14 protein-coding genes are annotated in these 12,350 nt (G+C 64.1%); 6 read left to right on the top strand and 8 right to left on the bottom strand.

Going from position 1 to position 12,350, the window contains the following annotated elements; translation table 11 throughout:
• Nucleotides 1-7: 7 nt before the first annotated feature.
• Nucleotides 8-994, bottom strand: a complete 987-nt coding sequence (gene cobS, locus NKJ09_RS20860) for a cobaltochelatase subunit CobS (protein WP_023721131.1) — start codon at nucleotides 992-994, stop codon at nucleotides 8-10.
• Between the two features lie 123 nt (nucleotides 995-1,117).
• Complete coding sequence (locus NKJ09_RS20855) at nucleotides 1,118-1,747, bottom strand: J domain-containing protein (protein WP_036238769.1); 630 nt, start codon at nucleotides 1,745-1,747, stop codon at nucleotides 1,118-1,120.
• Between the two features lie 133 nt (nucleotides 1,748-1,880).
• Between NKJ09_RS20855 and NKJ09_RS20850 the strand changes: the two genes are divergently transcribed.
• Complete coding sequence (locus tag NKJ09_RS20850; RefSeq protein ID WP_023721132.1) at nucleotides 1,881-2,183, top strand: BolA family protein; 303 nt, start codon at nucleotides 1,881-1,883, stop codon at nucleotides 2,181-2,183.
• Nucleotide 2,184: 1 nt separating this feature from the next.
• Here the strand turns inward: NKJ09_RS20850 and NKJ09_RS20845 are convergent, their stop codons facing one another.
• The 4 genes from NKJ09_RS20845 to NKJ09_RS20830 are packed head-to-tail and all read right to left on the bottom strand — an operon-like array spanning nucleotide 2,185 to nucleotide 5,648.
• A complete protein-coding gene (locus NKJ09_RS20845; RefSeq protein ID WP_352483488.1) occupies nucleotides 2,185-2,994 on the bottom strand; it encodes an alpha/beta hydrolase in 810 nt (269 codons plus the stop codon).
• A gap of 40 nt (nucleotides 2,995-3,034) precedes the next feature.
• Nucleotides 3,035-3,931 (bottom strand): HlyC/CorC family transporter, encoded by an 897-nt coding sequence (locus tag NKJ09_RS20840; RefSeq protein ID WP_023721135.1) that lies wholly within the window; start codon nucleotides 3,929-3,931, stop codon nucleotides 3,035-3,037.
• Nucleotides 3,928-5,049 (bottom strand): 3-dehydroquinate synthase, encoded by a 1,122-nt coding sequence (aroB, locus tag NKJ09_RS20835; protein ID WP_352483487.1) that lies wholly within the window; start codon nucleotides 5,047-5,049, stop codon nucleotides 3,928-3,930. The genes NKJ09_RS20840 and aroB overlap by 4 nt, the downstream gene beginning before the upstream one ends.
• Complete coding sequence (locus NKJ09_RS20830) at nucleotides 5,046-5,648, bottom strand: shikimate kinase (RefSeq protein WP_352495632.1); 603 nt, start codon at nucleotides 5,646-5,648, stop codon at nucleotides 5,046-5,048. Before NKJ09_RS20830 ends, aroB begins: the two co-directional genes overlap by 4 nt.
• A gap of 162 nt (nucleotides 5,649-5,810) precedes the next feature.
• On the opposite strand from NKJ09_RS20830, the gene NKJ09_RS20825 reads away from it, so the two are divergent.
• The 5 genes from NKJ09_RS20825 to NKJ09_RS20805 all read left to right on the top strand — a co-directional run bounded on the left by NKJ09_RS20825 (nucleotide 5,811) and on the right by NKJ09_RS20805 (nucleotide 9,787).
• Nucleotides 5,811-5,960: a hypothetical protein gene (locus tag NKJ09_RS20825; RefSeq protein WP_023721139.1), complete on the top strand. Its 150-nt coding sequence runs from the start codon at nucleotides 5,811-5,813 to the stop codon at nucleotides 5,958-5,960.
• Complete coding sequence (locus NKJ09_RS20820) at nucleotides 5,957-6,874, top strand: site-specific tyrosine recombinase XerD (RefSeq protein ID WP_352495633.1); 918 nt, start codon at nucleotides 5,957-5,959, stop codon at nucleotides 6,872-6,874. The genes NKJ09_RS20825 and NKJ09_RS20820 overlap by 4 nt, the downstream gene beginning before the upstream one ends.
• A 99-nt stretch (nucleotides 6,875-6,973) precedes the next feature.
• Entirely contained in the window at nucleotides 6,974-7,924 is a 951-nt protein-coding gene (locus NKJ09_RS20815) for an acetyl-CoA carboxylase carboxyltransferase subunit alpha (RefSeq protein WP_023721141.1), read from the top strand.
• Nucleotides 7,925-8,168: 244 nt separating this feature from the next.
• A complete protein-coding gene (locus NKJ09_RS20810; protein ID WP_352483562.1) occupies nucleotides 8,169-9,494 on the top strand; it encodes a L,D-transpeptidase family protein in 1,326 nt (441 codons plus the stop codon).
• Between the two features lie 5 nt (nucleotides 9,495-9,499).
• Entirely contained in the window at nucleotides 9,500-9,787 is a 288-nt protein-coding gene (locus NKJ09_RS20805) for a sulfurtransferase TusA family protein (RefSeq protein ID WP_352495635.1), read from the top strand.
• A gap of 210 nt (nucleotides 9,788-9,997) precedes the next feature.
• Here NKJ09_RS20805 and NKJ09_RS20800 read toward each other — a convergent pair whose 3' ends face one another.
• Nucleotides 9,998-11,116 carry a CobW family GTP-binding protein gene (locus NKJ09_RS20800; RefSeq protein WP_352495636.1) on the bottom strand — a complete coding sequence of 373 codons (1,119 nt, stop codon included), beginning with the start codon at nucleotides 11,114-11,116 and terminating at the stop codon, nucleotides 9,998-10,000.
• Between the two features lie 4 nt (nucleotides 11,117-11,120).
• Nucleotides 11,121-12,299 carry a D-alanyl-D-alanine carboxypeptidase family protein gene (locus NKJ09_RS20795; protein ID WP_352495645.1) on the bottom strand — a complete coding sequence of 393 codons (1,179 nt, stop codon included), beginning with the start codon at nucleotides 12,297-12,299 and terminating at the stop codon, nucleotides 11,121-11,123.
• Nucleotides 12,300-12,350 lie beyond the last annotated feature (51 nt).

Below are 12,350 nucleotides of genomic sequence, written 5' to 3'. Positions count from 1 at the left end.
ACTCTGCTTAGCCCAGCACCACATTGGCAGCCGATTCCGGCAGATCTTCGCCGAAGGCGCGCTGGTAGAACTCGGCGACCAGCGAGCGTTCCAGCTCGTCGCATTTGTTGAGGAAGGTCAGCCGGAACGCCATGCCGATATTGCCGAAGATCTCGGCATTCTCGGCCCAGGTGATGACCGTGCGCGGGCTCATCACCGTCGACAAATCGCCGTTGATGAAGGCCGAGCGCGTCATGTCGGCGACACGCACCATCTTGTTGACGATCTCCTTGCCCTTGCCGTCGCGATAGTGCTTGGCCTTGGCCAGCACGATGTTCACCTCATTGTCGTGCGGCAAATAGTTCAGCGTGGTGACGATCGACCAGCGGTCCATCTGCGCCTGGTTGATCTGCTGGGTGCCGTGATAGAGTCCGGTGGTGTCGCCCAGCCCAACCGTGTTGGCGGTCGAAAACAGCCGGAAGGCCGGATGCGGGCGGATGACCCGGCTCTGGTCGAGCAGCGTCAGCCGGCCCGACGATTCCAGCACGCGCTGGATGACGAACATCACGTCCGGACGCCCGGCATCGTATTCGTCGAAGCACAGCGCAACATTGTGCTGATAGGCCCAGGGCAGGATGCCGTCGCGGAATTCGGTGATCTGCAGCCCGTCCTTGACGACGATGGCGTCCTTGCCGACGAGGTCGATACGGCTGACATGGCTGTCGAGATTAACGCGCACGCAGGGCCAGTTGAGGCGGGCGGCGACCTGCTCGATATGCGTCGATTTGCCGGTGCCGTGATAGCCCGACACCATGACCCGGCGGTTGTAGGCAAAGCCGGCGAGGATCGCCATGGTCGTGTTCTTGTCGAACAGATAGTCCGGGTCGATGTCGGGCACATGCTCGCTCGTCACCGAATAGGCCGGCACCACCATCTTGGAGTCGAAGCCGAATGTCTCCTTCACCGACACCGTGGTGTCGGGCAGGTTGGCGATATCGCGATCGACCTTGTTCATCTCTATCAACGTCTCCACAAGCGAAACGCCGCGTTTCGCTGGCAATCGATTTTGTTCGGGGGCGGTCTTAGAGCCTTTTCCAACCTTATGAAAGTTGGAAAGCGACACGAACCGTAAGGTCGCTCAGCACAAACCTGCCTGCTTGAGCACGCGATAGGCCTGGAGCACATCGCGGAACCGGTCTTCCGAACCTCTGTCGCCGCCATTCGCATCCGGATGGTGGCGTTTCACAAGTTCCTTATAGCGCGCCTTGATATCCTTGCCAGTCGCCTTTGTATCAAGGCCAAGCGTTTCCAGTGCCTTGGCCTCAAGCGGCTTGGCCTTGCGCTCGCGTGCTTCGCGCGGGTCCTTCGGGCCTTTGAACAGATCGAACGGATCGCGCATGCGGTTGTAGTAGCCGGCGCGACCGGAGCGCGCCTGGGCGAAGTCGGGCGAGGAGCGTGTCGAAGCACCGTTGACGCCCATTTTCCAGGTCGGCCGGTGGCCGGTCATGGCCTCCTTCTGGAAGCGGGCAATCTCGGTGTCGGGAACGCCCGAGAAATAATTGAAGCCCTTATTGTACTCGCGCACATGATCGAAGCAGAACTGGAAGTACTCGCCTTCCTTCATGCGTCCGACCGGGGCGCGGTGGGTGCCGGCCTCCTTGCAGCCATCCCACTGGCAGATCGGTGAGCGCGACTTCAGCTCCGCGTCCTTCTCCGGGCGGATGCGAATCTTTTCGAAATATTTTGGGTACGGCTTCATCTCACCCATTTATGGGCTGTTCGCTGATGCGAAACAAGAATTGACATTTTCGCGATGATCGCCCTAACCGCTGAATCGCGGCATAAAACCGGCGAACGGCGAATTTTGTGCGATGACATAGATGTGGTGAAGGGAAGCGGCGATGTCCATACAGGCAACGATGGAAGACAAGCTGAAAAAGGCGTTTTCGCCGGAACGGCTGGCCGTCATCAACGAAAGCCATCTCCATGCCGGCCATCATCATCTGGATTCCGGCCATCACGCCACCTTCGACGGCACCGGCGAGACGCATTTCCGCGTCCGCATCGTCGCGCCCGCCTTTGCCGGCATGAGCCGCGTCGAACGCCACCGCGCCGTCAACGCATTGCTGGCCGAGGAATTGAAATCCGGCGTCCATGCCCTGGCGATCGAGCCGGCGGCGCCCGGCGAAAAGACCCGCTGGTAACTCAGCCGAGGCTCGCCCTCAGGAAAGCCATCACCGCGGCGGTCAACGCATCGCCTTCGGTGCCGAAGTCGCGATTGATCGACATGTGCGAATAGGCGCTGCCATCGAACAGCGTGACCCTGGTTCCGGTGGCGCCCAGACGCCCGGCAAAGGCCTGCGCGTCCGCCGCGCGGGTTTTCGCCCGCGAATAGGCGATGAACGTCGGCGGATGCTTGCGGCCGTCGACATAGGTGACCGGCGACAGCGCCCGCCACTGCGCCGGATCGGGAAAGGCGCGGGCATAGACCCCTGCCATGCCGCCGCTCCTGGCCAACGCCTCCAGATCATAGGCCCTGGTATCGTCGAGGACCAGCGCCGCGACGCCGGGCAGGCCGCCGCGCAGGCCGGTCAGCGCGACGAGATGGCAGCCGGCCGAATGGCCCATCGCGACGATCCGGTCCGGATCGCCGCCATGGCTGGCGATGTTGGCGCGGACGTAGCGATACGCCAGTTCGACATCGGCGGCCTGGGTGGCGACGTCGGCTTCAGGCAGCATCCGGTAGTCGATCGAGACGAAGCAGAAGCCATTGTCGAGCAGGAATTGCGGCTTGGAGTTGACGTTGTTGCGGTTGCCGACCCGCCAGGCGCCGCCATGGACGAAAAAGACGACCGGCAGGCCGCTTGCGCCATCGCGGGAATAAATGTCGAGCTTGGCCGGCCCATAGTCGAAGGTTTCGGGTGATGGCGGACGCAGCTGCAATGCCGCTGCAGCCTGACCCGGCAGCAGCGCCGCCATCGACACCAGAAGCAGGGTTCGCCGATCGATTGTCATAGACTCCTGACTGCCCACGGCTGCCATAAGGCGTGCACTGTCATTCGCCAAGCATCGCCGGCTTGATCCTCAGCCGCGCGATCCGATTCTTGTCGCGTTTCATGACGACGAAGCGCTTGCCGTGAAACGTAAAGGCCTGCTTTTCGTCCGGAATCGACTGCGCCTCGTGGATGACAAGGCCGGCAATGGTGGTGGCTTCCTCGTCCGGCAGGTTCCAGTCGAGCGCCCGGTTGAGGTCGCGGATCGACACCGTGCCGTCGACGACGACGGAGCCGTCGGCTTCCTGCTTGACGCCCTGGATGTCGATGTCGTGCTCGTCGGCGATCTCGCCGACGATCTCCTCGATGATGTCCTCCAGCGTCACCAGTCCCTCGACCTCGCCATATTCGTCGACGACGATGGCGAAATGCGCCTTGCGGCGCAGGAAGGCGTTGAGCTGCTCCTGCAGCGTCGTGGTGTCGGGCACGAACCACGGCCGCGACGCGATCTTCATCACGTCGATCCTGGAGAAATCATTGCCGACCTCGTTCAGCGCGCGCAGCAGGTCCTTCGCGTGCAGCACGCCGACGATGTTGTCGAGCGAGCCCTTCCACAGCGGCATGCGGGTATGCGGGCTCTGCAGGATCTCGCGCACCACCGCTTCCGGCGGGTCGTCGGCGTTGACCGAGCGCATATTGGTGCGGTGGACCATCACGTCCGACACTTCGAGCTCCTCAAGGTCGAACAGGCCGCCAATGCGGGCACGATCCTCGCGCACCACCTGGCCGTCGCGGCGGAAATCGTCGACGGCGCCACGCAATTCCTCATGCGTCGAGCGCTGCGGCTCGATACGCTGCAACTCGTAGCCGAAGGCGGCGAACAGGTGCCGACGCAAGACGAAGCCCAGCAGGCCGAGGCCGGCAAGCGCAGCAGCCGCGATCCAGCCGGCCTGGCTCATCCCGGATGGTTCTCCCCGAGGAACGCCAGCACTTCCGAGGCCGGCACATCCCTGGCGATGAAGGCCTGACCGATGCCGCGCGTCAGGATGAAGGTCAGCGCGCCGCGCGACACCTTTTTGTCCTGGGTGATGAAGGAGAACAGCTTTTCGGCGTCAGGCAATTCGCCTGGAATGTCGGCCATGCACCACGGCAGGCCGACGACGCGAAGGTGCGCCTCGACGCGCGCCGCATCGTCGGGGCTCGCCAAATTGAGCCTTGAAGAAAAACGGTGCGCCAGCGCCATGCCGATGGCAACGCCCTCGCCATGCACCAGCCGCGTGCCGTCATAGCCGGTCGCCGCCTCGAGCGCGTGACCGAAGGTGTGGCCGAGATTGAGCAGCGCACGGTCGCCGGTCTCGAATTCGTCGCGTGCAACGACGTCGGCCTTGGCGCGACAGGCCTCGGCAATCGCTTTTGCCCGCTCCGGCCCGCCGGCAAACACGCGAGACCAGTTTTCCTCCAGCCAGGCGAAGAACTCCGGCCGGTCGATCAGCCCGTATTTGGCCAGTTCGGCATAGCCGGCGCGAAACTCGCGGATCGGCAGCGTGTCGAGCACTTCGGTGTCGGCCAGTACCAGCCTCGGCTGGTGAAACACCCCGACCAGGTTCTTGCCGCGCTTGCTGTTGATGCCGGTCTTGCCGCCGACGGAGGAATCGACCTGCGCCAGCAGCGAGGTCGGGATTTGCACGAAGTTCATGCCGCGCCGCGCGATGCCGGCGGCAAAGCCGGCGAGGTCGCCGATGACGCCGCCGCCGAGCGCGACGACGACATCGCCACGCTCCAGCTTGGCGGCCAGCACGCCGTCGACCACCTCTTCCAGGTGCGCAAAGCTCTTGGTCTTTTCGCCGGGCGGCAGCGTGATGACTGCATGTTGGATGCCACCGCTTGCCAGGCCGGCCGCAAGCGTTGCGAGATGCGCGCTAGCGACGTTTTCGTCGGTGACGACCGCCGCCCTTGTGCCCGGCAGACGGCGCGCAATTTCGGCGCCGGCGCGTGACAGCAGGCCGGGGCCGATCAAAATGTCGTAGGTACGCTCGCCAAGCCCGACTTCGACAGAGACCGTTGCATCAGCGCTCACGACCGCACCTCGTCGATGTCGGCAACGCCGAGATGGCCGCGCAGCGCGTCCACCACTTCGGCGGCAATGATCTCCTTGCGGTCGTCGCGGGTCGGCACGATGACATCGGCCGCGGCGTAAACCGGGTAGCGTTCCGCCATCAGCCGCTCCAGCACCCCCCGGGGATCGGCGCTTTTCAGCAGCGGCCGGTTCTGCTTCTTGGAAACGCGCTCCATCAACAGGTCGATCTCGGCCTTCAGCCAGACCGAAACGCCATGGCTGGCGATCGCCTCGCGCGTCTGCGCATTCATGAAGGCGCCGCCGCCGGTCGACAGCACCTGGGGCCCGTGCTCCAGCACGCGCAGGATGACGCGCTGCTCCAGTGCCCGGAACTCCGCCTCGCCATAGCGCTCGAACAGGTCCGGGACGCTCATGCGCGAAACACTTTCGATCTCCTGGTCGCTGTCGATAAAGGGTAGCGCCAGCATCGCCGCCACCTTGCGGCCGATCGCCGTCTTGCCGGCGCCCATCAGCCCGACAAAGACGATGGAACGGTCGCCCAGCCGGCCGAGCAGCGCGGCATGGCTCTTGCCCGGAGGGTTTGCTGGTAACGCGTTCATGTTTCTAGGGCCTCTTTGCCGGCGTATCGACATCAAAAGCCTGTTTGCGTCAAGCGCGGCGCGCCCGGGACCTGTTATTGGCTTCACCCTTGAATTGGTGGGATTGGCGTCTCATAAGGGCACAGGGTTGGAAATGCAGAACAAGACGACGGGCGAAAATTAATGCCGACACTGTTTCGCTTTGTCGTGACGCTCGTGATTCTGGCCGGCATTGTCTACGGCGCGATGTTCGCCCTGGTCATGTTCGTCGAGCCGAGAAAGGCGGAAATGAGCGTGCGTATCCCTCCGGAAAAGCTCAATCCCAAAAAATGAACAGCGCCGCCCGCATCGAAGCCTTTCTCGAGATGATGAGCGCCGAGCGCGGCGCTGCCGAAAACACGCTTTCCTCCTATCGCCGCGACCTCGAGGACGCTTCCGCCGGGATCGGCGGCGGGCTCGCCGCTGCCACCAGCACCGACATCCGTGCCTATCTCGACGACATCGCCGCGCGCGGCTTTGCCGCCACCTCGCAGGCGCGCAAATTGTCGGCAATCCGTCAGTTCTTCAAGTTCCTCTACGCCGAAGGCCTGCGCGGCGACGATCCGACCGGCACGCTGGACAGCCCGAAGAAAGGCCGGCCGCTGCCGAAGACGATGAGCGAGGCCGATACCGGCCGGCTGCTCGACCGCGCCACGCAGGAGGCGATCGACCCCTCGCTCAACGACGACGACAGCCTGGCGGCGCTGCGCCTGCACGCACTGGTCGAGGTCCTCTACGCCACCGGCCTGCGGGTTTCGGAGTTGGTCAGCCTGCCGGTGACGGTGGCGCAGCGCGACGACCGCTTCTTCATGGTGCGCGGCAAGGGCAACAAGGAACGCATGGTGCCGCTGTCGGCCAAGGCGCGCACGGCGATGCGGACCTGGCTTGCCGCACGGGCGGCGGTGCCGGCTCTTGCCGACAGCCCGTTCCTGTTTCCGGCCGCCTCCGAAAACGGCTATCTCTCGAGACAGGTCTTTGCCCGCGAGCTGAAAGGGCTTGCCGCGCGAGCCGGCATTGCCGCGGCGAAGATATCGCCGCATGTGCTGCGCCATGCTTTCGCCAGCCATCTGCTGCAGAACGGCGCCGATCTCAGGGCCGTGCAGCAGCTGCTCGGCCATGCCGATATTTCAACGACGCAGATCTACACCCATGTGCTGGAGGAGCGGCTGGTGCGTCTGGTCAACGATCATCATCCGCTTGCCGACTAGGCGTCATGTCGCTATGTGAGAACGACGTTCCACCGCGCCCAGCCTGCATTTTCGGGCTTGCGTCAGTCATTGCCTTCCGACTTGCCGGTTCGCCCAAGAATGTACAATTACCTCGATTTCGAAAAGCCTGTGCAGGATCTCGAAGGCAAGATCCTCGAGCTGAAGAAGCTTGCCGAGAACGGTGAGGCGGTCGACGTCGGCGATGAGATCGCCCGTCTCGAGAAGCGCTCACGCGATGCGCTGCGCGACGCCTATAAGGCGCTAACGCCATGGCAGAAGGTGCAGGTGGCGCGCCATCCGGACAGGCCGCATTGCATCGACTACATCAAGGGCCTGCTTACCGATTTCACGCCGCTCGCCGGCGACCGCAATTTCGGCGAGGACCAGGCGATCGTCGGCGGCTTCGCCCGCTTCCGTGGCGAGCCGGTGGCGATCATCGGCCAGGAAAAAGGTTCCGACACGGCAAGCCGGCTGAAGCATAATTTCGGCTCGGTGCGGCCGGAGGGCTACCGCAAGGCGGTACGGCTGATGGAACTCGCCGACCGCTTCCAAATCCCGCTGCTGACGCTGGTCGACACTGCCGGCGCCTATCCCGGCGTCAACGCCGAAGAGCGCGGCCAGGCGGAAGCCATCGCCCGCTCGACCTCAGCCTGCCTTGGCCTGAAGGTGCCGTCGATCTCGGTGGTGATCGGCGAAGGCGGCTCCGGCGGCGCCATAGCGATCGCCACCGCCAACCGCGTCTACATGCTCGAACACGCCATCTATTCGGTGATCTCGCCGGAGGGCGCCGCCTCGATCCTGTGGCGCGACACCACCCGGTCCAGGGATGCTGCGACCAACATGAAGATCACGGCGCAGGATCTGCTGGAGCTGAAGATCATCGACGCCATCGTCGCCGAACCGCTCGGCGGTGCCCATCGCGCCCCCGAAACGGTGATTGCCGCCACCGGCGACCTCATCGCCAGGACGATGAAGGAATTTTCCGGCGCCAACACCGACTTCCGCGAGCATCGCCGCGAGAAATACCTGGCGATGGGCCGCAATCTGTAGCCAACGCAGGTGCGCGGCCTGAAATGTGACGGCGTGGAGCAATTTCGCCACAAAAATGCCGCTGCGTTCGTCACAGTGAGCTTGCCGTAAGGGACGCGCCAATTTCGTTTGGGGCAAGAGGGCTGCTTGGCGCAAGGTCGCTTGCGGTAAGGAATTTTCAAGGTTAACGGGCTTAAGGTCCGTCAGTGGTCAGTTTAGCAGCCGCGGCATCCGCGGCGCAGAGATGAAGACGATAGCCATATCCATGTTTGCCAAGCTTGCCCGCACCGGAGTTCTGATCGCTGCGATCGGCGTCGCCGGCTGCAATGATGCTTCGATGAAGGATTTTGCACCGCAGGCCAACAAGCCGCTGCCGGACAAGATCCTGGCCGAGATGAGGGCCAAGGGCATGGTCCGCACCTCTTCGGTGATGGCCCGCATCTTCAAGGAAGAAGGCAAGCTCGAAATCTGGAAGGCCAAGACCAACGGCCGCTACGACCTGGTCGCCAGCTACGACATCTGCAAATGGTCGGGCAAGCTCGGGCCGAAGTTCACCGAAGGCGACCGCCAAGCGCCGGAAGGCTTTTACACGGTCCGCCCGGCGCAGATGAACCCGCGGTCGAATTATCACCTGTCCTTCAACATCGGCTACCCGAACGCCTATGACCGCGCCAATGGCCGCACTGGTTCCAACCTGATGGTCCATGGCGCCTGCTCGTCGTCGGGCTGCTATTCGATGACCGACGCGCAGATCGAGCAGATCTACGCTTTCGGTCGTGACGCCTTCCAGGGCGGCCAGACCGAGTTCCAGATCCAGGCTTTTCCGTTCCGCATGACTGCAGCCAACATGGCGCGCTACCGCAACGACCCGAACTACGAATTCTGGAAGATGCTGAAGGTCGGCTACGACAATTTCGAAGTCACCAAGGTGCCGCCGAAAGTTGACGTCTGCGAGAAGCGCTACGTCTTCAACCAGGTTGCGGCCGACGGCTCGACCTTTAATCCGACCGGCGCTTGCCCTGCGACCACCCAGCCCGATTCACTGAAGAGCGCCATCAACGCCTATCAAAGCACCTATGAGGCGGCCTTCAACGGCGCCGTCAAGGCCAGCGTGCCGGCACCCAAGCCGACCATCGCCGGGATCAAGGAAGCCAGCATCGTTTCCGACTGGTCGAAACGGCGTGCCCGCGGCGAACGCGTGCCGATCGAGCCGCCGTCGCTCAACCCAGACGGCACGGTGACCGAGACGGCGCGCATGGGCCGCGTCGATTCGCCGGCCGGCCGCAAGATGGCGGCACTCGACGCCGAAAAGGCCGCCAAGCAGAAGGCCGAGGAACAAAGGCTAGCCGCCATTGAAGCGGCCAAGGCCGCCAAAGAGGCAGCCAAGGCGCAGGCGCTGGCCGAGAAGGAAGCGGCCAAGGCGCAGGCACTGGCTGAAAAGGAAGCTGCCAAGACCGCCGCCGAGATGCCTGTCGCCACCGCCACTGTAGCGCCATCGGAGGCCGCCCCGGCAGTCGAAACGCAGGCTGCGGACGCCGAAAGCACGGCGACAAGGTTGAAGAAAAAGCTGCTCGGCATGTTTGGCGGCTGAGCTTCATGCTTGAACAAGAAGATGGGGGCCAAGGAGGCAGGCCCTCAACCAGCCCCGCCGCCGTCTACGACCTCAAAGGTCTGAACTGCCCGTTGCCCGCGCTCAAGGCCAAAAAGCGCTTGGCCGCAATGCAGCCGGGTAGCCGCCTCTGGCTCGAAACCACCGACCCCCTCGCCGTCATCGACATCCCCGCCTTCTGCGCCGAGAGCGGCCATCGGCTGATCGAAACGGCGGCAATATCGGGCGGCCACCGCTTCCTGGTCGAGCGCGGCGGCGGCCGAGCCTGGACTTAGCTCGTTCTGCTGACGGTGCGCTGCCCCTCATCTGCCTGCCGGCATCTTCTCCCCGTATAGTGACGGGGAGAAGGGGCTGGCCGCAACTTTGGCGCTCTTTCTGCGGCGCTGGAGATTGGCGAAATCGTCGACGAGAGCGTCCTTCTTGAGAGGATGCCGGCAGGCAGATGAGGGGCAGCGCGGCGTTCGACTTAAAACTGATGAAAGCCTCTACCGCCCGGCAATAGCCAGCGGGTTGCTTTCCAGTGCCGCGCGGTCCGGCGTGTCGATCGACGGCCGGTTGGTGAAGGCGGCGAACAGCCGGCGGATATAGTCTTCCGGCATGTCGAGCGTGATCAGCACCAGCCTGGTGCCGCGCTGGCTGTCCGGCCAGGCCGGCAGTTGCACCGGCGGATGCAGGATCTTCTGCACGCCATGGATAACCAGCGGCCGCGACGGGTCTTCTGCAAGCTCGATGACGCCCTTCATCCGCAACAGGCGCTCGCCATGCGCCGAGCGCAGCAGATCGAGGAACATCTCGATTGCCGAAAACGGCACCGGCCCGTCATGAACCACCGAATACGCGCGGATGCGGGAATCGTGCCTGTGGCCATGGTCATGGTGACCGTGGTCGGCATGACCATGACCGCTGTGGTCATGGCTGCCAACATCATGGTCGTGGCCGGCTTCTTCGCCGAGCCAACGCTGCACATCGACGGATTTGGTGGCCGGATTGTAGAGGCCGCAATCGAACAGGGTCGCGGCGCTTGCCTGGCTCGCGTCGAGCACCACGGCACCCGGGTTGAGCTGCCTGAGCCGCGCCCGCAACGCCTCCGCGTCGCCTGCATCCGTGGCCAGGTCGGCCTTGCTGAGCACGATGCGATCGGCGACGGCCACCTGCTTCACCGCCTCGACATGGGCATCGAGCGTCGCATTGCCGTTGACGGCGTCGACCAGGGTGATGACGCCGTCGAGCCGGAAGGCCTGGACCAGGGCCGGGTGCGCCATGATCGACTGCAGCACAGGGGCGGGATCGGCGAGCCCGGTGGTCTCGACGACAACGCGGGCAAGCCGGTCGATGCGGCCGGTCTGCAGCCGGTCGACGAGGTCGGCCAACGTGTCGACCAGCTCGCCGCGCACCGTGCAACAGAGGCAGCCGTCGGAAAGCTGGATGATGCCATCGGACGCCTGCTCGACCAGAAGGTGGTCGATCGCCACTTCGCCGAACTCGTTGATGATGACGGCGGTGTCGGCGAGCGCGGGATTCCGGAGCAGCCGGTTGAGCAGCGTCGTCTTGCCGGCGCCGAGAAAGCCGGTGAGCACCGAAACGGGGATCGGGAAGCCGGCCATACGGCTAGTTCAGCGCCTTGGCCGGCCGTTGGACCTGCGCGGCGGTGGTGGACCCGGCCACGGCCGGCTCGGCGCCGGCCGGCGGCGCCCGGTCCGGCCGCCATGTCGGCAGCGGCACGTCGGCATATTCCTTCCCGGAGGCATCGAGCATCGCCTTCGGCTTCGGCCCCGTGGCGCCGCCGAGGCCGACGGCGATAAGCGTCGGCACATGGCCCAGCTTTTCCTGATAGGGCGATTTCGGCACGTCCTTGCCCTTGTCGCCGACGGCGGGTGCGGCTTCCGACTGCTCCTCGACCGGCTTCTTCTTGCAGATCTCGTCGTTCATGTCGTTGGCCGACATGGTGTCGCCATAGGCAGGCAGCGCTGCGACCGTCAGCCAACTCGGGGCCGGGGTTGCAAAGCCCTGGTCGAGCAGTTTTGCCGCCGCCTCGGCGCGGGTGACGGCCGATTGCTCGCCGAGCACCACGGCGACCAGGGTGCGGCCGTTGCGGGTAGCCGAGCCGATCATGTTGAAACCGGACGAGCAGACGAAACCGGTCTTCATGCCGTCGGCACCCGGATAGCGGCCGATCAGGAGGTTGTAGTTGGAGATCGCCTTCTTGCCGACGGCAAGGCCTTCGATCGAAAACCAGGGGGCATATTGCGGAAATTCCTTGCGGATCGCCATCACCAGCAAAGCGAGATCGCGCGCTGTCGTATACTGGTCCGGCGAATAGAGCCCGTTCGGATTGACGAAATGGGACCCGCTCATGCCGAGCCTCCGCGCCTCCGCATTCATGCGTTCGGCAAAGGCCGCTTGCGAACCGCCGATATTCTCGCCGACCGCCATGGCGATATCGTTGGCCGATTTGACCAGCATCATCTTCAGCGCATTGTCCAGCCGCATCACCGAACCCGGCTTGAAGCCCATCTTGCTCGGCGGCTCGCCGGCGGAATGTTTCGTCACCTTGATCGGCGAATCGAGCTGGACCTCGCCCGCGGCAATCGCACGAAACGCCACATAGGCGGTCATCAGCTTGGTCAGCGATGCCGGGTACCAGCGCCTGAACGCCTCCTGATGCTGCAGGATCTTGCCGCTGTTCAGGTCGAACAGGATGGTCGGATTGGCCAAGGCAGGCCCGGCCAGCGCCGCAAGCACCACCGCGCCCGCCACCAACAGTTTGAGGAAATGCCTATAGCGCATCATGAAAACCGAAATAGCCTCTTGCCGCAGTCGCCCCTGGCTCCGTAAGAT

The organism is Mesorhizobium sp. M0189, assembly GCF_040322135.1.
In the GTDB taxonomy this organism is placed as follows: domain Bacteria; phylum Pseudomonadota; class Alphaproteobacteria; order Rhizobiales; family Rhizobiaceae; genus Mesorhizobium.
The sequence above is the reverse complement of the archived record's forward strand: the minus strand, read 5'-3'. Positions and strand labels throughout refer to the sequence as shown.

Bases quoted from the DNA above. Each gene is read 5' to 3' on its own strand.
- cobS (WP_023721131.1), bottom strand. From the start codon at position 994: ATGAACAAGGTCGATCGCGATATCGCCAACCTGCCCGACACCACGGTG.
- NKJ09_RS20855 (WP_036238769.1), bottom strand. From the start codon at position 1,747: ATGGGTGAGATGAAGCCGTACCCAAAATATTTCGAAAAGATTCGCATC.
- NKJ09_RS20850 (WP_023721132.1), top strand. From the start codon at position 1,881: ATGTCCATACAGGCAACGATGGAAGACAAGCTGAAAAAGGCGTTTTCG.
- NKJ09_RS20845 (WP_352483488.1), bottom strand. From the start codon at position 2,994: ATGACAATCGATCGGCGAACCCTGCTTCTGGTGTCGATGGCGGCGCTG.
- NKJ09_RS20840 (WP_023721135.1), bottom strand. From the start codon at position 3,931: ATGAGCCAGGCCGGCTGGATCGCGGCTGCTGCGCTTGCCGGCCTCGGC.
- NKJ09_RS20830 (WP_352495632.1), bottom strand. From the start codon at position 5,648: ATGAACGCGTTACCAGCAAACCCTCCGGGCAAGAGCCATGCCGCGCTG.
- NKJ09_RS20825 (WP_023721139.1), top strand. From the start codon at position 5,811: ATGCCGACACTGTTTCGCTTTGTCGTGACGCTCGTGATTCTGGCCGGC.
- NKJ09_RS20820 (WP_352495633.1), top strand. From the start codon at position 5,957: ATGAACAGCGCCGCCCGCATCGAAGCCTTTCTCGAGATGATGAGCGCC.
- NKJ09_RS20815 (WP_023721141.1), top strand. From the start codon at position 6,974: ATGTACAATTACCTCGATTTCGAAAAGCCTGTGCAGGATCTCGAAGGC.
- NKJ09_RS20810 (WP_352483562.1), top strand. From the start codon at position 8,169: ATGTTTGCCAAGCTTGCCCGCACCGGAGTTCTGATCGCTGCGATCGGC.
- NKJ09_RS20805 (WP_352495635.1), top strand. From the start codon at position 9,500: ATGCTTGAACAAGAAGATGGGGGCCAAGGAGGCAGGCCCTCAACCAGC.
- NKJ09_RS20800 (WP_352495636.1), bottom strand. From the start codon at position 11,116: ATGGCCGGCTTCCCGATCCCCGTTTCGGTGCTCACCGGCTTTCTCGGC.
- NKJ09_RS20795 (WP_352495645.1), bottom strand. From the start codon at position 12,299: ATGCGCTATAGGCATTTCCTCAAACTGTTGGTGGCGGGCGCGGTGGTG.